The 18,616-nt window shown below is 47.3% G+C and carries 17 protein-coding genes; 13 read left to right on the top strand and 4 right to left on the bottom strand.

Going from position 1 to position 18,616, the window contains the following annotated elements; all coding sequences use genetic code 11:
• The first annotated feature begins 236 nt into the window (after positions 1–236).
• Positions 237–2,291, top strand: a complete 2,055-nt coding sequence (locus D1Z90_RS10435) for a bifunctional metallophosphatase/5'-nucleotidase (protein WP_119910700.1) — start codon at positions 237–239, stop codon at positions 2,289–2,291.
• Between the two features lie 71 nt (positions 2,292–2,362).
• Here D1Z90_RS10435 and D1Z90_RS10430 read toward each other — a convergent pair whose 3' ends face one another.
• The gene (locus D1Z90_RS10430) at positions 2,363–2,779 is read right to left on the bottom strand and encodes a DUF4174 domain-containing protein (protein ID WP_119910699.1); all 417 of its coding nucleotides are present in this window, start codon (positions 2,777–2,779) and stop codon (positions 2,363–2,365) included.
• A gap of 221 nt (positions 2,780–3,000) precedes the next feature.
• Between D1Z90_RS10430 and D1Z90_RS10425 the strand changes: the two genes are divergently transcribed.
• On the top strand, positions 3,001–3,243 hold the full coding sequence (locus D1Z90_RS10425; RefSeq protein ID WP_119910698.1) for a hypothetical protein: 243 nt from the start codon (positions 3,001–3,003) through the stop codon (positions 3,241–3,243).
• Positions 3,244–3,391: 148 nt separating this feature from the next.
• Here D1Z90_RS10425 and D1Z90_RS10420 read toward each other — a convergent pair whose 3' ends face one another.
• Positions 3,392–3,742, bottom strand: a complete 351-nt coding sequence (locus D1Z90_RS10420) for a putative quinol monooxygenase (protein ID WP_119910697.1) — start codon at positions 3,740–3,742, stop codon at positions 3,392–3,394.
• Positions 3,743–3,978: 236 nt separating this feature from the next.
• Here D1Z90_RS10420 and D1Z90_RS10415 point away from each other — a divergent pair, with 236 nt between their 5' ends.
• The 6 genes from D1Z90_RS10415 (at position 3,979) to D1Z90_RS10390 (ending at position 12,529) form a co-directional block, all read left to right on the top strand.
• Positions 3,979–4,488 (top strand): metal-independent carbonic anhydrase family protein, encoded by a 510-nt coding sequence (locus tag D1Z90_RS10415; RefSeq protein WP_119910696.1) that lies wholly within the window; start codon positions 3,979–3,981, stop codon positions 4,486–4,488.
• A 130-nt stretch (positions 4,489–4,618) separates the two neighbouring features.
• The gene (locus D1Z90_RS10410; RefSeq protein ID WP_158587102.1) at positions 4,619–5,692 is read left to right on the top strand and encodes an efflux RND transporter periplasmic adaptor subunit; all 1,074 of its coding nucleotides are present in this window, start codon (positions 4,619–4,621) and stop codon (positions 5,690–5,692) included.
• A gap of 11 nt (positions 5,693–5,703) precedes the next feature.
• Positions 5,704–8,793, top strand: coding sequence for an efflux RND transporter permease subunit (locus D1Z90_RS10405; protein WP_119910694.1), 3,090 nt, complete (start codon positions 5,704–5,706; stop codon positions 8,791–8,793).
• 184 nt (positions 8,794–8,977) lie between these two features.
• A complete protein-coding gene (locus D1Z90_RS10400) occupies positions 8,978–10,267 on the top strand; it encodes a MipA/OmpV family protein (RefSeq protein ID WP_119910693.1) in 1,290 nt (429 codons plus the stop codon).
• 189 nt (positions 10,268–10,456) lie between these two features.
• Positions 10,457–10,996 carry an RNA polymerase sigma factor SigZ gene (gene sigZ, locus D1Z90_RS10395; RefSeq protein WP_119910692.1) on the top strand — a complete coding sequence of 180 codons (540 nt, stop codon included), beginning with the start codon at positions 10,457–10,459 and terminating at the stop codon, positions 10,994–10,996.
• A 60-nt stretch (positions 10,997–11,056) separates the two neighbouring features.
• Complete coding sequence (locus D1Z90_RS10390) at positions 11,057–12,529, top strand: glutathione synthase (RefSeq protein WP_269777037.1); 1,473 nt, start codon at positions 11,057–11,059, stop codon at positions 12,527–12,529.
• Between the two features lie 277 nt (positions 12,530–12,806).
• On the opposite strand, the gene gltS is transcribed toward D1Z90_RS10390, so the two are convergent.
• Positions 12,807–14,003, bottom strand: a complete 1,197-nt coding sequence (gene gltS, locus D1Z90_RS10385) for a sodium/glutamate symporter (protein ID WP_119910691.1) — start codon at positions 14,001–14,003, stop codon at positions 12,807–12,809.
• Positions 14,004–14,156: 153 nt separating this feature from the next.
• Here gltS and D1Z90_RS10380 point away from each other — a divergent pair, with 153 nt between their 5' ends.
• The gene (locus D1Z90_RS10380) at positions 14,157–15,092 is read left to right on the top strand and encodes a LysR family transcriptional regulator (RefSeq protein ID WP_119910690.1); all 936 of its coding nucleotides are present in this window, start codon (positions 14,157–14,159) and stop codon (positions 15,090–15,092) included.
• 6 nt (positions 15,093–15,098) lie between these two features.
• Here D1Z90_RS10380 and D1Z90_RS10375 read toward each other — a convergent pair whose 3' ends face one another.
• The gene (locus tag D1Z90_RS10375; RefSeq protein WP_119910689.1) at positions 15,099–16,055 is read right to left on the bottom strand and encodes a DUF2860 family protein; all 957 of its coding nucleotides are present in this window, start codon (positions 16,053–16,055) and stop codon (positions 15,099–15,101) included.
• A gap of 210 nt (positions 16,056–16,265) precedes the next feature.
• Here D1Z90_RS10375 and D1Z90_RS10370 point away from each other — a divergent pair, with 210 nt between their 5' ends.
• The 4 genes from D1Z90_RS10370 (at position 16,266) to D1Z90_RS10355 (ending at position 18,544) form a co-directional block, all read left to right on the top strand.
• Positions 16,266–16,670 (top strand): hypothetical protein, encoded by a 405-nt coding sequence (locus D1Z90_RS10370; protein ID WP_119910688.1) that lies wholly within the window; start codon positions 16,266–16,268, stop codon positions 16,668–16,670.
• Between the two features lie 240 nt (positions 16,671–16,910).
• Positions 16,911–17,153, top strand: coding sequence for a hypothetical protein (locus tag D1Z90_RS10365; protein ID WP_119910687.1), 243 nt, complete (start codon positions 16,911–16,913; stop codon positions 17,151–17,153).
• Positions 17,154–17,458: 305 nt separating this feature from the next.
• A complete protein-coding gene (locus tag D1Z90_RS10360; RefSeq protein WP_119910686.1) occupies positions 17,459–17,671 on the top strand; it encodes a hypothetical protein in 213 nt (70 codons plus the stop codon).
• A 24-nt stretch (positions 17,672–17,695) separates the two neighbouring features.
• Positions 17,696–18,544, top strand: coding sequence for a helix-turn-helix transcriptional regulator (locus tag D1Z90_RS10355; RefSeq protein WP_119910685.1), 849 nt, complete (start codon positions 17,696–17,698; stop codon positions 18,542–18,544).
• Positions 18,545–18,616: the final 72 nt, after the last annotated feature.

The raw sequence follows: 18,616 nt of genomic DNA, 5'->3' as shown, positions 1-18,616 counted from the left end.
ATCATAACAATCAATGGCAACAACGCTGTGGCCAGCTCATCGCCACATCGTTGTTGACCTACCAGTATTAAGCAGATACTCAAGGCAATACTTAACAACGAGAGGCTACTCATCTTGTTCGTTACACAATCTTTTTAGCGCTCACCGCACTGCATTTTCATATCTCTGTCATCTGAGGTTGGAATATTAACCGTTCAAAGACTTCGACTCACTCTGAGTCATCAAGGACAGGTAGCATGTTTCAATTATCTCATCTCAGTAAAGCTCTGCGCCCATGCGTTGCAGTCAGTGTCATTACCTTGGGGCTAATGGGCTGCGGCTCTAGCGGCTCAGACGACAAAAGCGCATCCGAAGATATCAGCACCAACTACTTTAAACTGCAGCTCTTGCATGTGGCCGATATGGATGGCTCTAACGCACGGGTCATCGATAATGCCCCCTACCTCGCACGCAACCTTAATGCCGCTCGCTTGCTCTACCCTGAAAACAGCTTATTTGTGAGCTCGGGTGATAACTACATTCCCGGATCGCGTTACGATGCCAGCGCCGACGAACGCTTCTCTAATGTAGCCGGGGTCAACGAGCCGGGCGTCGCCAGAGGCGATATTGCCATGCTAAACGCGATGGGCTTGCAAGCCTCTGCGGTAGGCAATCACGACATGGATGGTGGCCCAGAAGAATTTGCCAGTATCATTAGCATAGATAACAGTTATCCTGGCGCTGCGTTTCCTTACCTGAGTAGCAACCTCGACTTCAGCACTGACGAAAACACTCAGGGGTTAGTTGAAGCAGCGGGGCAATACGCTGAAGAGCTCGGACAATCGTTAACTGCGAGCACCTTAGTCACTGTTAATGGCCAAACCATTGGCATTGTGGGTGCAACAACGCCAACCCAAGAGGTGATAACCTCAACCGGGGATGTGGCAGTATTGCCGTTAAGTGATGCCAACGAAGCGCTCGCGGCCCTGATCCAAGCGCAAGTTGATGCCCTCACGGCAACTGGCGTCGACAAAATAATCCTGTTAGCTCATATGCAAGATATTGCGGTTGAAAAAGCATTAGCTGGCTTGTTGCAAGACGTCGATATTATAGTGGCCGGAGGCTCTAACACCTTAATGGCTGATAGCCAAGATACATTATGGCCAGGAGATAACGCAGCAGAAACTTACCCCCTATTATTAGAGTCAGCCAGTGCAGAGCCGGTCGCATTAGTGAACGTCGATGGCGACTACAAATACTTGGGGCGTTTAGTGGTTGAGTTTGACAATAATGGCTTATTAGTGACGGCTAGCATAGATGAAAATGAAAGTGGTGCGATTGCTAGTTCAGCAGAAAAAGCCGCCGAGTTAGGTGGAGAAGAGAACAGCCAAGTAACGGCAATTGCCAGCGCTATGAGTGACGTTATTGTGGCATCAGAAAGCAATATACTCGGTAACTCAGCGGTTTTTTTAAATGGCATTCGCGCTGACGTGCGCAGCCAAGAAACCAATCTAGGTAATTTAACGGCTGATGCTAATCTTTGGTACGCCCAGTTAGCTGATCCGAATACCCGTATCGCGATTAAAAACGGTGGCGGCATTCGTGCTGAAATCGGCCAAAAACGGTATCCAGCAGGCTCGACTAACCCTGATGATATTCGTTACTTTGCCACAGCAGAGTTCCCTGCGGCGGGCAAAGCAAGCGGCGATATTTCACAATTTGATATTCAAACATCACTAGCCTTTAACAACGATTTAGTGACAATGACAGTCAGCGCAGCCGAGCTAAAAAGCCTGTTAGAGCACAGCGTGGCAGCCGTTGCAGCTGATGATGTTAGCGGTTACGGCGGAGGCCGTTTCCCACAAGTGGCCGGCCTTAGCTTTAGTTTTGACCCTCAGCAACACGCGCGGGAAATAGATGAAAGCAGCGGTGAAGTGGTGACGTCTGGCATGCGTATTCAACACTTAACCGTCTTGAGTCATCGCGATGAGCCAGACGACGAAGTGGTCATTAATGGCGAGCTACAAGGCGATGTTGAACGCACCTTTACCTTAGTGACATTGGGATATATTGGCCAAGGAGGAGATGGTTATCCTTTCCCTTGTGACGGTGACGATTGTGCTAATCAAACTCCGTTAAGTCAGGGATTAACGCAAGACCCGGCCTACTCTGACTTTGCGCCAACCGGCACTGAACAAGATGCGTTAGCGGAATATTTACAAGCGTTTTACCCCAACCAAGACGCGGCGTATCAAGGAGCTGACGATCTGATTGAAAACGGTCATAGCGACACCCGCATTACCCGCCTGTAGTGGCCGAATTAGTTCGGTCTGTAAGGTGCTCAGGGCCGTCAAGGTAAAGCCTCAACTCGAATGCAGCGCGCCTAGCGCTGCATTTCTCTTTGGCGCATCGGCATCGCGTCTATCTGACCATAAATGGCGTCCAAATTCAGTGCTTGAGCGGTCTGTTTAACCCCGCCATCTTTTCCTATTAACCATACCGCCCCTTTCTCTTGCGGGTACATTCGGTTTAAGTTAGCAACAAAGTTGGGCGCTATTTCGCCGCCATAATTACTGAGCAACTTTGCTTTGTGCACCACAAACCACACCACATGACGCTCATCCAAATAGGCTTGCTCTTGATTTAGCAGGTCAATGGTCGCGCGAGGGTCTTGTTCCGACCACACCACTATGACCCTGGCAGACCACTGCAAAGAAGCCAGAGTTTCAAGCTTTTCAGCTTGTGCACTGATGCTCACTCCCATCAAAGTTAAACCACATAACCAATCAGACAAAGCCATAAGCAACCCAATTTTTATTCTTAATATTAGAGGTTACCGCCCAAAGCAAAGAAAAGATCACTTATGCACACGCGAGCAAAGCAGTTAAACAACAGCAAACATCAGTGTCACCAAATGGTAACTTTAATACCTAATGCCGACGTATAGTTAACTCATCAAAACGAAGTCAGCAAAACATAACTGACACGTTTCCGAAACAGCCATACCAAGATGAGGTCACCATGAAAAAATTAACTGCCATTATCGCCCTAACTTTTGCTATCGGTCCTATGTTTGCAGCCAACGCTGATGGCCTTATTAAAGGTGCTGTCAAACTTAAAGCGGCAGATCAAATCGTCAACAATAATCATCACGACTCGGGCCTAAAAAAAGCGGTGAAGTTAAAAGCCGTGTCTAAGACAGCAAATAGTAATGATTCAGGCTTAAAACGCGCAGTGAAATACAAAGTCATCAAAGAGATGTAATTAAGCCCATTAGAGCCCAAAAACCACTGACAGCATGTAAAGTTCAGTGGTTTTTTGGGGGGATAACCGTTAAGCCTTGGCCGCTCAGCTTAAGAGCGATTGATGGAGGTAGGGTTACAACAGGCTAAACCATTTTGGCCATTGGCTATTATTCATAAACCGGTGCGTCGAAGTTAATGCCTTCATCGGTATAACTTGTCACTATCGCGTCTGCAACTAAACCCGTTTCTGCTTGTACGTGTTGCTCAAAAAACTGCTGTACTTGTTTTCTTCGCCCATGGGCAGACCATGCTTCCGCGTCTTCCCATACTTCATTAAATACTATGCTGTAGTCCGTGCGTGTCGCACTGGGATGATCAATTTGGCGGGTTAATAAATACTGTAAACAGCCTTGCTCTCTTAAAGAGTCTGGCTCTAGTGCTTTTAGCACTTCAAAAAGCTCTGCTTCCTTACCGGGTTTAGCTTTAAACTGGGCAATAACATAAACGCGACGACTCATAATATTTCCTTGATGGTGAGTGATAATCGATGCAATCGATGAGGCTTATTATAAGTGCGTGCATTGTAATCGCAAGCCAGTCGGCATTAAGCGCCGCTCAAGGAAAAGGCGAACCCTCAGGTTATTTTTGGGTGGCTGTTTACTCAGTATTAGCTGCGCGTATTTCCAGCCTGACTCGCTTTATAAAACTTCATTTTGTTATAATATAACAAAAATATTTATTAAGGCGCTTTACCATGACAGCTTCAGCTACGACGACCACAACCACTTCTCCCCTTAGCGAAAAAGTGACTTGCCGCATCCGCGAGGAGGAAGTCATCGCCGCGCAAAAGGGTTGGGGCAATGGCATTGTCGAGATAGGCGCAGCCAAAGATCCTATTCAAGCCGCTAAGGCCCACATAGACAAATTTTACGCTTTTGACTCGAGCGGCGTACTGTTTAAACCTACCTTGGCAGCAAAAGTACAATTTAGAACTACAAAAGCTGCCGCCCTGTCTTACTTTGTCGGTGGCGAGATTGCAGAAGACGGTGGCTTTGCCTTAACCCCTTTTGTCAAAGTGCGCTGGGAAAATGAAGGCATCATTATTCAGCAAACCACTGCGCTGGCAATGGGTAACTACTTCTTTACCAACCAGCAAGGCGACGAAATTAAGGTCGAGTTTTCTTTTTCATACATCAAAGACGATGCCGGTCAGCTAAAAATCACTTTGCACCACTCATCCGTGCCCTATAACCCTGCGCAATAAGGCGAAAAACGCCTTGTCGCCACTCTGCTTATAGTGAAAGTGCAAAAATGAATATCTCTTAAACGTGGTGTAAAAAAGTGGATCCAGTAGCCTGTGAATATTCCAATCACATTATCTCTGGGAGAGAACAGTGGCTACCCTCAACCCCTTTCGTGCCTTTGCGCCTAAGCGCGCCTTACTTGCCGGCAGTGTCGCGCTGTCGTTGCTGCTAACCGGTTGCAGCGATACTTCACAACCTGACACGGCAGCCAAAGTAGTGCGCCCGGTAAGCTCAGAAATTGTCAGTAATCATGACCAGCAACAGCTTCACTTCAGCGGCACAGTGTCTGCTTCCACTCGGGCTGAGTTGTCGTTTCAAAGCAGCGGCCGTATTGTCGAGCTTATGGCGAAAGAAGGCAGTCAAGTTAGCCAAGGCGACGTATTAGCCAGGCTGGATGCGGCCAATGCCCAGATAGGCCTAGCCCTTGCTCGCACCGAACTGGAAAATGCCAAGGTGGAATACCAAAGGGCAAATACACTATTTAACGGTCAACACGGCATTTCTAAAAGCCAGCTTGACGAAATTACCCTGCGTTATCACATGGCGCAAAACAAGCTTAAAGAGGCCCAGAAAAAGCTGGACGACACCTACCTGATAGCTCCGTTCGACGGCGTGATCAGTCGTCAATCGGCCAATAATTACACCGTGATACAAGCTAACGAAACCATCTTCACCTTGCACGATTTATCGCAAATGGAAGTAGTGATAGACGTACCTGAAGCGGTCATGGTCTCCACCACGCCCAAAGCCAACATCTTTGCCACTAGTCCATTATTTCCCAAACACACGTTTGCGCTGCACGTGTCTGAATACCAAACAGAGCCAGATCCTATGACCCGCACTTACCAAGTTACCCTGGGTCTTGAGACACAATCTGGCGCGCAGCTTTTACCGGGTATGCACGTGCAAGTGGTATCACAGTGGCAGCCAGAAACCTCTCACGTTAGCGTTCCTCTTACCGCAATTAGCCCAGACAACCTCGGACATCAGTACGTCTGGGTGATTGATAACCAAAGCCGCCTTAACAAGCGCCAAATCGAAACGGGCTCGCTGCAAGGTAACCGAGTCCAAGTGTTGGCTTCGCTGCAAGCAGGCGAACACATCGTCACCTCGGGTACTCAGCGCCTCAGCCAAGGCTTACAAGTTCGTCCTTTGTATCAATAAGGTAAACCGTCATGAATATCGCTCACTACACCCTTGCCAAACGCACCAGCGTTTGGGTTTTAATTGCGCTGACGCTGATTGGCGGTTACATCAGCTATTTAAAGTTGGCACGGTTTGAAGATCCCGAGTTTGTGATTCGCCAAGCGGTCATTGTAACGCCCTACCCTGGCGCCACCGCAGAAGAAGTTGCCAATGAAGTGACCGATATCATCGAAGGCGCAGTGCAAGGGTTACAAGAGCTAGATGAAGTCACTTCAGTCTCTAAACACGGCGTATCAGAAGTCACGGTTGAAATTAAACGCAGCTTTTCAAACAATGAAGCCGAGCTGCAACAAGTATGGGATAAACTGCGTCGTAAAATCACTGACAGTCAGCACTTATTGCCCCCCGGCTCGCAAGCTTCTGTTGTTAACGACGACTTTGCAGACGTCTATTCTCAGTTTTATGCGGTAACCGGAGAAGGCTTTAGCGATCAGCAACTGCAAGATTATGTCGACGATTTGCGCCGAGAGTTGGTCTTAGTACCAGGGGTGGCAAAAACCGCCACCCTCGCGGAGAAAGAAGCCGCCATTTTTGTGGCCATCTCACGGGACCGTTTAAAGCAATTTGGCATCTCAGCGCAACACGTATATCAAGTACTGGAAAAACAAAATAAAGTCTCTATGGCTGGTTCATTAGCCAGCGAGAACATGCGTATGGCTGTCATTCCTCGCGCTAACGTTGACTCCTTGGCCCAAATTAAAGCGCTACCGGTTGGCTTAGGCGAGCAACAAACCATAGTGCGCCTTGCCGATATCGCCGACATTAGCCGTGATTACCAAGAGCCAGCCCGTGTATTAATGCGCTATAACGGCGAGCGAGCCATTGGCTTAGGTATTTCAAACGTGGCCGGCGGTAACGTGGTCGCGATGGGCGACGCGGTCAAGGCGAAAATAGCAGAGTTAGAAAATCAGCGTCCTCATGGCATTGAGCTACACGAGGTATCTATTCAATCCGATTCGGTACGAGACTCTATCAGCGACTTTATTGATAACCTCATTGCCGCGGTGGTCATTGTTTTTGTCGTACTGCTTTTATTTATGGGTGTCAGAACCGGCGTGGTGATAGGTTTTGTATTGCTACTCACCGTCGCGGGTACCTTAATTGTCATGTTAATTGATGATATCGCGATGCAACGTATTTCACTGGGCGCGCTGATCATTGCGCTGGGCATGCTAGTGGATAATGCCATAGTGGTGACAGATGGCATCATCACCCGATTACAACGTCAACCTAACGCTTGTCGCAAAGAGGTCGTTGCGCAAGTCGTTAACGACACTAAGTGGCCACTATTAGGCGGCACCATCGTCGGCATTTTCGCCTTTAGCGCCATTGGCTTATCACCGTCCAACATGGGTGAATACGCCGGCTCTTTGTTTTGGGTTATTCTCTATGCCATGTTCCTGAGCTGGGTGTTAGCCATCACTGTCACGCCTTTGCTTTGTCACGATTTAATTAAGGTAAAAGCACACCAAAAACCGCAAAAGCCACGAGCCATCGCGCTGCGCTATCGCCAAGTCTTGGTATGGGTACTGAACAATCAAAAGAAAAGTGTCGCTGCGGTAATGGTGATTTTTATCGCCGGCATCCACGCTTTTTCCTTCGTGCCACCGGGTTTTATGCCAGAGTCACAACGTGAGCAATTTGCCGTGGATATTTTCTTACCACAAGGCGCAGACATACTGCGTACCGAAGCCATTGTTAAAGAGATTGAGCAGCATATTTGGCGCCAAGAAAACGTTACCGGTACCACCAGTTTTATTGGCTCTGGCGGCTTACGCTTTATGCTGACTTATTCACCGCAAGCACAAAATCCCAGCTACGCGCAAATTTTAGTGGATGTTGACGATTACCAAGTTATTGAAGGTTTAGTCGCCACGTTGCAGCGCAGCCTGAATGCGCAGTTTCAAGATGCGTCAATCAATGTCTGGAAATTCATGCTTGGCCCCGGCGGCGGTAAAAAAATAGAAGCCGCGTTTATTGGCCCAGATAGCCAAGTATTAAGACAACTGGCTGAGCAAGCAAAAGCCGTCATGACTGCCAACCCATTGCTGGTCGCGGTACAAGACGACTGGCGCCAACAAGCGCCAGTATTACGCCCGGTTTATTCCGCTCAGCAAATGCAACGGTTTGGCCTGACTTCGGTTGAACTTAACCAAGCCCTTGCTCAAACCCTGAATGGTCGCCAAGTTGGCGTTTATCGTGAAGGTAACAACTTGATCCCCATCCTCGTCAGAGCGCCGCAGCAAGAACGTAGCCAGCAACAAGTGATTGAGTCTACACAAGTCTTTAGCCCAGCGGTTAACGAGTTTATCGAGCTAGGCCAAGTGGTTGAAACGGTTGAATTACAATGGCAAGACGCCCTGATCAAACGTATCGACCGCAAACCCACTATTAAAGCACAAGCCGACCCCGCTGCCGGAGTGTTAACCGCCCAAGCGTTGGCCAGTGTGCGCGCAGACATCGAAGCCATCGCCTTACCACTGGGCTATGAGCTGCAGTGGCACGGCGAATACAAAGATGCCAAAGAAGCCGATGCGGGATTAATAGCTGCAGCGCCTTATGGCTTTGCCGCGATGGTGTTAGCCGTGGTCTTTATGTTTAATGGTATCCGTCAGGCTCTGGTCATTTGGTGTACCGTGCCTTTAGCCGTAGGTGGTGTAGCCATTGGCTTGATTGTGTTTCAAACGCCGTTCGAATTTATGGCAACCCTGGGCTTTTTAAGTTTAGTGGGCATGATGGTGAAAAACGCCATCGTTTTAGTCGACCAAGCTGAAAATGAAGTGCAACAAGGGAAAATGCCATACCTGGCCATCATTGACGCAGCCATGAGCCGCGCCAGACCGGTCATATTAGGAGCGGCTACCACTATTTTAGGGGTTGCACCTTTAATCATCGATCCTTTCTTCAAAAGCATGGCGGTAACGATTATGTTTGGCTTACTGTTTGCGACCGTGTTAACACTGGTCATCATACCGTTAAACTACGCGCTGTTTTTCAGGGTAAAACCTGACCCTATCGCATCACCCGCTTTACCTGAAACCTTAGTAAAAGCGGATTAACCTCAATTGAAGATATTTAGGCGGCCTTAGGGCCGCCTTTTTGCTTGCTCAATGGCCTTCGTTGTAGTGCAAAAATGAATAGCTGTATTTCATGTTCGCCGTAAATTTGGCCAGATAAAATAACTCCATCAGCTGGGATTACCAATATTAATCTCTAAACTTCAATAGCTTGGTGGATATAACCATGAAAAAAACGACCTTGTTATCCGTGTTATTTGGCGCCATGGTATCGGCACAAAATGTAGCGTGGGCTAACGCAACGCCCGCCCAAGAATGGGGCGTTGGCATTGGCGTTCGCAGCGCTTCTATTGCCTTTGATATGCCACAAGACAGCGTTCATGACGTTATTCCCTTGCTGTTTTATCAAGGCGAGCGTTTTTACTTGGACGGTTTCAAAGGCGGCCTCAAATACTACCAAAGCGACGCCCTTACTTTAGACGTGCTAGGTCGATTCCGTTTTTTTGATATACCTCGTGCCAAACAAAATGACTATCAAGCCGCACAGTTTGACCTGGGCACAGGAGCAACCTGGCACCTGGATAAACACAGTCAGGTTAAACTGGAACTGATGACAGATAAAGACAGCCGATATTACGCCAATGCCAGCGTTAGTACCCGCTTTGCCGGCGAGCATTGGCAGCTGCAACCTTATGCGACGCTGCGCGCCAAATCCGCTCGCTTTAACAATGCCTATTACGGTTTGAACCAAACGGATATCGGCGCGGCCCTTGATTATGAAGTAGGCGTCAAAGGCCGCTATCAGGTCTATCAAAACTTATTTGCTGTCGGCCATGTCGGAGCCACCATGTTAGATAACAATACCTATCGCAGCCCAACCATAGACTCAAGAGTGCAATGGCAAAGCTATGCGGGGTTATCTTTGATGTCGACGACTCGCACACAAGGCAGCGGCATTGCCGAAGGCGCTTATATGCGCTTAGCCCACGGCATCGCGACGACCTCTAGCGTGACCGACTTGATCCGCTTGGACAATGACACCGATCCCTATCGCAACTCGATGACGTCGGTCTTTTACGGTCACCCCCTCAGTGAAGGTGTGTTTGGCTTGCCACTCGACTTCTATGTCACCCCAGGTTACGTTCAACACCACAGTTCAAACGTGCAAAAAGCATTCGGCGAATACGTCGTGGCCATCAAAGCTTATTACACCTTAGACCTGCCGGTTAAAACCCGCTTAGGCTTTGCTGAAGGCATTTCCTATAGCACTAAAGTCAGCCATATTGAGCAAGCTAATATGACTGAAAAAGGCTTAAAGCCAAGTAAACTAATGAACTACCTGGACTTTTCAATCGACGTAAACGTCGGTGATATGGTCAATAAACCGGCTTTGAACAACCTCTGGCTGGGTTATAGCCTGCACCACCGCTCTGGCATTTTTAGCTCAACCTCTACTTTTGGTCGCATTAAGGGCGGCAGTGACTACAACTCTCTCTACTTACAGTGGCATTTCTAGCTGTGTATTAGCCAAGTCGGTGCATAAGAAATGCGCTATGGCATGTTCCGCTTTTTGAATGTGCTAAAGTAGCAACAGGGCCAGCGTTAAGGGGCTTGGGTAAAAAGTATCATTTTTTTGCGTCTTTTTATCGCCCCTCACGTCTTAGTGAATATCACGACGCATTGTTTACCTTGAGACTTTAACAATATGATATCTGAGTGGCAAAACCATAAAAAACAATTACGGCAATACATCAGTAAGCGCCTTGACGACGCCAGTGCAATAGACGATATCCTCCAAGACGTTTACCTCAAAGCCAGCAGCAAACGGCATCAGCTAAAGTCCACCGACAGCTTATTAAACTGGCTTTATCGCATCAGTCATAATGCCATAATGGACTATTACCGCCAGCGTAAAACCTACGAGGCGCTTCCCGATAACTTAGCGGCGCAGCAAGAAAACAAGGATAGCCATGCGCGCCAAGAGTTGGCGCAGTGTTTAGTGCCATTGATTAAGGAGCTGCCCGAGAAATACGCCATAGCACTGCAATTATCTGAGCTTGAGGGCATGCCACAACAAGCCATTGCGCAGCAATTAGGGTTAAGCTTGTCTGGCGCCAAAAGCCGAGTACAGAGAAGTCGCGTCAAGTTCCGAGAGCATCTACTAAGGTGCTGTGACTTTGAAGTAGGCCAAGAAGGTGTCAACGCCTGTGTGCCAAAAGACGCCCGCTCACCGCACAAATGCTAGCGCGTATACTGGCGTCATTCGCCGTAACCCGCCCCCTAAATTGATCGGAGTCAGCACTCAGTGAACCCCCAAAAACCGCCTCACAGCCTGCCCCAACAAACGTTTATTGATGCAGCTAGTCAGTGGGCAATAATGCATGGTGTGGCCTTTCGCCAAGCCGATAACAGCGCGAAACACTGCCCTTTTAGCATCACCCCTACCACTCTTTCACGTAAAATGTATCGGCATTTACGCCAAGTAACCCCACTGCTGGCAAAGCTCATTCATCGGGTATCTGAAGATCATGACTTTCTACAAACTCGGCTCAGCAAGATGGCTAAAGCTGAGCCTTTCTTTGGCCGCTTGCTGGCCTTGCACCAACAAGCCCATGGCGCGCTAGGGCAACGTCAAGCGCTTGCTCGAAAACCCTTACTATTGCTGCGAACTGATTACATGGATGACCGCAAACTGGGCGCTAAAGTGATTGAATTTAATGGTATTGCAGCGGGAATGGCGCCGTTTGGCCAACGCGCCACTGAGTTACACCATTACATTAAACGGCAATGGCCCAGCGTGTATCAGCAATGGGCTGAGAATCCCCATGCTTCTCCTGCCGACAATCAAGGGTTAATCCATATGGCAGCGGGCATCGCCCAGGCCGCAAACCGCATTCAATCCCACTTTGACCCTAACGCCGAGCAAGCGCCTACGTTTTTAATGGTGGTGCAAGAAAATGAAGACAACGTATACGACCAGCACCTATTGGAAGACGCGTTGCAACAATTAGGTATACGCACCGTAAGGCGCACCTTTGAACAACTGAGTAAGGAATTGTACAGCGGCGAACAACAACGTTTGTTGCTCGCCGGCGTAGGTACCATCGACGTGGTTTACCTTCGCGCAGGATACCAGTACCAGGACTACTACTCTCCTCATCGTGAAGAGCAAGTTTGCTGCCAAGCGCTCAGTCAAACGCGATTATTTATCGAGCAACACTACGTCGCTGTGAATGCCACTTTTAGTCAGCAATTGGCAACCAGCAAAACCATGCAAATGCTATTAACCAAGCTGCCAGTGACAGATTTTGCGCGGTGGGGACTGACAGTGACAGAGGCCAATTTAGTCAAAAGCGTGTTGGCTGATATGCAGCCAGTCTCGGCAGCCACTATCGACTGGTTCAATCGAGTAGCAGACCACTCACAATGGGTGCTCAAAAACCAAGGGGAAGGCGGTGGCCACTGCGTATTTGGCGATGCAATCAGTCACACATTAAGCCAGCTTAAGGAGCAAGAATACGACGCGTGGGCACTGATGCAGCGCTTGCAACCGCGCACACGCACAACGCCAGCTATCGCTGTGCGAGACAATCAAGCGTCTGAAGTTTCCCACCTGGTCAGCGAAATTGGATTATTCACGGTGTTTTTTGAAGGCCAACCAATGACCGAGCTAGACGGTTATGCTGGCTATTTAATACGCAGTAAACCCGCAGCAGAGAATGAGGGCGGCATTCATAGTGGCCAAGGGATCCTCGACTCACTGGTTTTAGTCGACTAATGCAATGGCTAGGCAGTCTGCCCCATTCATTAATTAGCATGTGGCAGATTCAGCGAGCCTGTTGACCTCACTGAAGGCTGATAAATGTGCTGTTCACTCTTAGTCCAGCCCACCATCCAACCTAACATCCAGCCTTACATCGAGCTCGAAAAATGCACTTATCACACTTGATACCACCCTGCATCCAATCCTACATCCAGCGCCACATCAAGCACGAATAGAGAAGGAAGCAACCATCCCCAGAGGGAATGGTTGCTGAATGCTTATAGCCGAATGCTTATAAATGTTGAATAAAGCCATTAATGATTAACGCGTTGGCAATATCAATAAAGAAGCCACACACCAGCGGCACGATAATAAACGCTTTATGAGCAGCGCCATATTGCTGCGTCACCGCGGTCATGTTGACAATGGCCGTCGCAGTTGACCCTAAGGTGATACCACCAAAGCCCGAACCAATAACCGCGGCTTCGTAATCTTTACCCATTAAGCGAAACACCACAAAAATGGTGAATGCTATCGACAACAACACTTGGCACACCATTACCGTGCCAATGAACAGCAAAGCGCTTTGCAACTGCCACAGCTGCAGTCCCATTAATGCCATGGTTAAAAACATGCCAAGACAAATGTCTGATATCAGCTTTTGACCTTGCTGGGCATTCTCTCCCACCTGATATTTCAAAACCAAGCTCTTGAAGTTACCGATTAAAATACCAGCAATAAGACACGCAACAAACATTGGCAGTTGCAATCCTAGCTCGGCAATGCCCATGTCAATGAAATAACCCAATACCAAACAAATATTCAGCATTAACCAAGCATACAAATAACCGTAATGGTCTAGTTTCACTTTGGAATCATGGCTGACACCAATGTCGAGGTTCTGATCAGGGTTTGGCTCAAGTTTATGCTTAGAAATAAGGTACTTGGCAATAGGCCCACCTACTAAACACGCCGCAATCAGGCCCATGGTGTTACTGGCCAAACCAATTTCTGCCGCACTGGCTAACCCCATATCTTGATAGATCGGCGACCAAGCCATGGTGGTACCTACGCCGCCAATTAATGAAATAGAGCCCGCCATCAAACCAAGTAATGGTTCTAACCCTAACGCTGAGGCTATGCTCACGCCGACGATATTTTGCAATATGATATAAACAACTGCGAGCAAAGTGAGCACTAACAAAGGCCTGCCACCTGCAATCAAGGTTTTTAAATTGGCACTAAGACCGATGCCGGCAAAAAAGTACAACAGTAAGGTATCGCGCACTTCTAAATCAAAGCTGATGGTGATGTCAAACAACCAGTAAAACAGCGCGACTATCAGCGCACAAAAAAAGCCACCGATGACAGGATCAGGAATGCTGTACTTGCGCAAGATGCTAAATTTCATGGAAGCAAACTTGCCCACAAAAAGCAGCATAATGGCTAAGGTGAATGATATAAATTGTTCTATTTCAACAACTTCCATACTAACAACACCTTTTTTTTAATATTGGATTTACTGTACTATTTTTTATCAACGTCATGTCCTTACACCGCGCCAGCGGTAGGCATTAACAGAGCATTCATGTAAGCTTAAAAAGCCGTTACAAACGTATTGCAGCAAGGAGCATCAATCACGATGAATAACAAGTTAGATGAGCTGGATTTAAACCTGCTCAAGTTACTCAAGGTTGTCGTTGCCACTCGCAACACCTCTATCGCCTCTGAAAAACTGGGCATCTCTCAAACCAGTGTCAGTCGCGGTATCGCCAAGCTAAGAGAAGCTTTTGGCGACCAGTTGTTTATTCGTAAAGCGCACGGCGTGGAACCCTCTGAACTGGCCGAACAATTAGCCCAAGCCGCAGACAATATGTTAGTCCCTTTTAATGACGTGCTCATGGCTTACCAAGCCTTTGACGCCAACGAGTATGAAGGCGAAATCGTTATTTGTTTAGAGCTCAGCTTGTTAGAGATTTTTGGCAAAGAGCTATTTATAACACTCAGGCAAGCTCTGCCAAAAGCCTCTTTTCGCTTACTCAACTGGCAAGAGTCTTCGCTGCGCGCCATTTTAGATAAGCAAATTAACTATATGGTACATTATTCATTATTGCCCTTGCCGCAAGACATTTATTCCCACCACTTAGTGGATATTGAAGTCTGTTTGGTGGCGCGTAAAAACCACCCCGTTCTGAGCCAAACCACGGAACTGGAAGACATTCATCACTTACCTTTGGTTAAATCCGTTTCCGATTCCGTGATTGGCAAACACGACGTGTTGGACGAAATCTTCATTGAAAATGGCTATCAACCAAACTTGCAATTGGCAACCCATAGCGTACCTGTGTTATTGGAAGCGCTGAGACACTCAGACGCTTACAAATTCAGCAGCAGCCACATTGCAGTGCAAGACGAAGAGCTTGCCTGTTATCCGCTGCCGAAGAAGTTTAATCGATACCGAAAAGTCAGCGTGTCTGGCGGCTATTTACAAGCCAAACGCGATGACCCACTGAATCAGTATTTACACCAAGTTATCCAGGGCTACTTTAATTCTGTCAATCAGCCTATACAGTATTAACCTTGCTTAAAAGTTATAACTTAAACCGATAGACGTTAAGTACTCTTGCTTTTCATAAAAGTTAATATTGGAATCGTTGGCTTTCACACCATTAAAGGATACTAGGTTCCAATTATCCCAACCAAATACGTTAGCATATTGATATGCAACAAATAAACTGTATTGCTTGTCTTCACGTGTACGCTCAAAAATGGGGTGAATCGCGTCATAATCTCTTTGCTCTATCCCGCCTGTCACGGCCAAAGAATGGGCATTTTTAAGCCAGTAATAACTGAGTTCGGCTTTATATTGATCATAGGATTGTGCTTTGCCTTTCGCATCTTTATGCGTATAAGCAATCGCGGCCACCAAGCTTGATTGGGCACACGACATCAGCGGATAGCTGGCTTTGATATAATATAAGTCATGATCTCTGAGCAAGCTTTGATGCTGTACTTGGTCGTTATCATATTCTGCGTTGGCGTATGCCATGTCCAAAGTAAGCCCTGTGTTCACCAAGTTATGTAACTGCATGCGATACGCGATACCGGAGACATCTTGCTTACTTCTCATGCCGCTTTCTTGATAAGGATTAGCCCATTTTTCTCCGGACACTACCGTTGGTAAAAGTGACACATCAATTTGAGTCCCGTTGTCAAAGTCATATTGATAGCCCAACTCAAAGGCCAAATTACCAATCGCAAGATCATCGTTTGAGGTACCCAGATATACTCGTTGACGACGGCTATCCCCTAACTCATAAGTGATATTGCCCAGTGGAACAATTAGCCACTCGTCATGCTGTGAGGCGTGACTATTGAGGTTGTTTAATTGGCTGTCACCTCGAGTATGCAACTGAGAGTTGCTAGAGAGATAAGCACTGGAGAACATGATTTCACCGCTTAGCCGCGGCGCTTCCTCTGCCCAAGTCATTGCACTTGCTGATGCCAAACCTGCCAATGTCAACCCAACCAACTTATTCATAATAACCCCTTGCTCACAGTAGTAACGACGTTCAATGAGGACAGATATTAAGAAAATCGCAGTGAAAAAGTAGGTTTAACAGTTATTCATTTTTGGAGCTTAAAACCCAGGCAAAACCCAAAATGAATCTCCAAAAATGAATATCTCTTATTACTTTAATCGGCTGAAAAAAACGATAAATTAAGCTTAAATACGTTAGCAGAGGCAGCCATGAATATACTTAATAGTCTTGACCAAGGGTTTTATCAAACCAAAATACATTTAAACGATAGGCCATACCGAATTACCGACCATGGCGAAGGTAAAAGCCAGTTATTGTTGGTAAATAGCCCTAACCAACACGCCCTTTTAAAACTCTTAACCGGTTATGAACAGCGCGTGATTTTGGTGGATTTATCGCTGGCGTGGGGCCACAAACTAGACAAGCTAAGCCAAGCTGACCTGGCAGAGCTGTGCGACGATATCCATTTACTCATCGACATTTTCTGGCTTGATGACTTACAACTAGAAAGCAGCATTGACGGACTGAATATTGACCTGATCCAGGACTTATTACTCAGTCGTCGCTACGCCAAAGCACTCCATTTAAGCCAGCAGTTCCCCTCGGTCTTATAAGCTCACTCCAGTAAACCTTCTTGCCAACGCTATAAGGACATAGCGGGCAGCTTGAGGCTCGGCGACAAATATCTTGCATGGGTTTGAGTGTGGCCCGTTTTCTGAGTCATAAAGTAGTCCGGTAATACAGATAGCCTGTCACCTATTGGTAACTTTTGTTTACTCCCTCGCCGTATAGTTAACTCATCAAAACGAAGTCAGCGAAACATCTCTGACACAGCCATTTAAGATGAGGTCATCATGAAAAAAATCACTACCATTATCGCACTTGCATTCGCTATCGGCCCTATGTTTGCAGCCAATGCTGACGGCCTTATCAAAGGCGCGGTAAAACTCAAAGCTGCCGACCAAATCGTTAACAACAACCATAACGATTCTGGCCTTAAAAAAGCGGTTAAACTGAAAGCGGTTTCTAACACTGCCAACAGCAATGACTCAGGCCTAAAACGCGCCGTTAAGTACAAAGTGATCAAAGAAATGTAACCACTTTGACATCTCGCTACCCTCGCCGGTGATAGCTCAACAAAGCCACTCAATGAGTGGCTTGGTGCGTTTAGGGGTTGTGCGCGAAGTAAGTACAACAAGTTATCCACACAGGCTCCCCACTCCTCTCATCACCTCGATAATGGCTGTTACAATAGCAGTGACATTAAACCCACCTGGCAGGCAGTGCATACCATTAAAGCAGTGATTACCTTTAAGGCAAAGTCAGGCAGACATTTACGCGCCTTGCTGTCACAATGGGGTTATCAAATCCACACTCAAGCAACTATCAATGGCAAGGATCAATGGCAACTATCTCTATCAGCCGTTTAGTCACACCTAGCGGCACATTTCGTCTTGAAGGACAACTGATAGAAAATCAAAAAGTCGAGCTTAATCAGATTGATATGATGGGTACAGACGGCTGGTTTTCGCTTGATTTAAATAATCGTCAGGTGCAATCTGTGGTCAAAGACATTACCCCTGCTATTTTAACGTGGGCGGCTTCCACTCCTTAGTTAGAACGGATAAGCATTACATTCATGGATGAAAAATGGTCACAATTAAAACACTGGGTGAAAAGCAGCGAGGCAAACCAACTCTTGCCGGGGGTAGGATATGTCCGCTGCGATAAACAGCAACGCATTCGTAACCTGCAAACCAGTCGCAGTTTCTTAACCGTTTTAGTACAAGGTAAAAAGCGAGTCAATCTCTCCCAAGGAGAGGTCATGGTGAATGCCGGCGACATCATTGTGGTCCCCGAGCATGTTGACTTTACCATCACGAATATTCCTACGGCAGATGCATTTTACGCTTTGATTCTTTTTTTCACCGATAGCCAACTGCAACAAGCCCAAAAGATGTTTGGTCAGCTGATCCAACAAAACTGGCAGCCCGAAGCCGCTTTACATCCCTTTCAGCCCACAGAGGAAGTGCTGACGGCCATTTTGCACTTACTCGACGCAGATCTAAAACACATGCCTGAAGCGCTACTGGACCATAGATACGCCGAAATATTACTGGCGCTTTTGATCAGTGGCCAAGGCCAAGCCTTGTTTCATCAACCCCAATCGCGATGGCGCGACAAGGTCATCAAACAAGTAAGCTTAGACCCAGCTTTTAACTGGTCTCTCAACGAAGTCGCCCTGCGCATGGCCACCAGCGAAGCGACATTGCGCCGTAAATTAAAAATGGAAGGTAGCAGCTTTCGCGCTATCTTAACCGAAGCGCGCTTAGGCCACGGTTTATACCTTTTGCAAAGCGGTTTAGAGCGGCGCTCAATCAGCGATGTCAGTGAGCGTTGCGGGTATCAATCTTTATCGACTTTCAGTGCGCGCTTTAAGCAAAGGTACGGCATGTTGCCGTCGGAACTCCAGAAATCGGTCATTTGAGCGTTTCGCAGTAAAACCTGAACGTTTCACAGCAACATAGCAGTAAGCAAAATACTATCCTGATGGCGTTGA

The sequence above is a fragment of the Motilimonas pumila genome (assembly GCF_003596335.1).
GTDB classification, from domain to species: domain Bacteria; phylum Pseudomonadota; class Gammaproteobacteria; order Enterobacterales; family CBDFNC01; genus Motilimonas; species Motilimonas pumila.
Note: the sequence above shows the minus strand (reverse complement) of the source record. Positions and strands in the feature narration are given on the sequence as shown.

What these genes read in the sequence shown, in the direction of transcription:
- D1Z90_RS10435 (WP_119910700.1), top strand. Translation starts at nt 237, where the DNA reads ATGTTTCAATTATCTCATCTCAGTAAAGCTCTGCGCCCATGCGTTGCA.
- D1Z90_RS10430 (WP_119910699.1), bottom strand. Translation starts at nt 2,779, where the DNA reads ATGGCTTTGTCTGATTGGTTATGTGGTTTAACTTTGATGGGAGTGAGC.
- D1Z90_RS10425 (WP_119910698.1), top strand. Translation starts at nt 3,001, where the DNA reads ATGAAAAAATTAACTGCCATTATCGCCCTAACTTTTGCTATCGGTCCT.
- D1Z90_RS10420 (WP_119910697.1), bottom strand. Translation starts at nt 3,742, where the DNA reads ATGAGTCGTCGCGTTTATGTTATTGCCCAGTTTAAAGCTAAACCCGGT.
- D1Z90_RS10415 (WP_119910696.1), top strand. Translation starts at nt 3,979, where the DNA reads ATGACAGCTTCAGCTACGACGACCACAACCACTTCTCCCCTTAGCGAA.
- D1Z90_RS10405 (WP_119910694.1), top strand. Translation starts at nt 5,704, where the DNA reads ATGAATATCGCTCACTACACCCTTGCCAAACGCACCAGCGTTTGGGTT.
- D1Z90_RS10400 (WP_119910693.1), top strand. Translation starts at nt 8,978, where the DNA reads ATGAAAAAAACGACCTTGTTATCCGTGTTATTTGGCGCCATGGTATCG.
- sigZ (WP_119910692.1), top strand. Translation starts at nt 10,457, where the DNA reads ATGATATCTGAGTGGCAAAACCATAAAAAACAATTACGGCAATACATC.
- gltS (WP_119910691.1), bottom strand. Translation starts at nt 14,003, where the DNA reads ATGGAAGTTGTTGAAATAGAACAATTTATATCATTCACCTTAGCCATT.
- D1Z90_RS10380 (WP_119910690.1), top strand. Translation starts at nt 14,157, where the DNA reads ATGAATAACAAGTTAGATGAGCTGGATTTAAACCTGCTCAAGTTACTC.
- D1Z90_RS10375 (WP_119910689.1), bottom strand. Translation starts at nt 16,055, where the DNA reads ATGAATAAGTTGGTTGGGTTGACATTGGCAGGTTTGGCATCAGCAAGT.
- D1Z90_RS10370 (WP_119910688.1), top strand. Translation starts at nt 16,266, where the DNA reads ATGAATATACTTAATAGTCTTGACCAAGGGTTTTATCAAACCAAAATA.
- D1Z90_RS10365 (WP_119910687.1), top strand. Translation starts at nt 16,911, where the DNA reads ATGAAAAAAATCACTACCATTATCGCACTTGCATTCGCTATCGGCCCT.
- D1Z90_RS10360 (WP_119910686.1), top strand. Translation starts at nt 17,459, where the DNA reads ATGGCAACTATCTCTATCAGCCGTTTAGTCACACCTAGCGGCACATTT.
- D1Z90_RS10355 (WP_119910685.1), top strand. Translation starts at nt 17,696, where the DNA reads ATGGATGAAAAATGGTCACAATTAAAACACTGGGTGAAAAGCAGCGAG.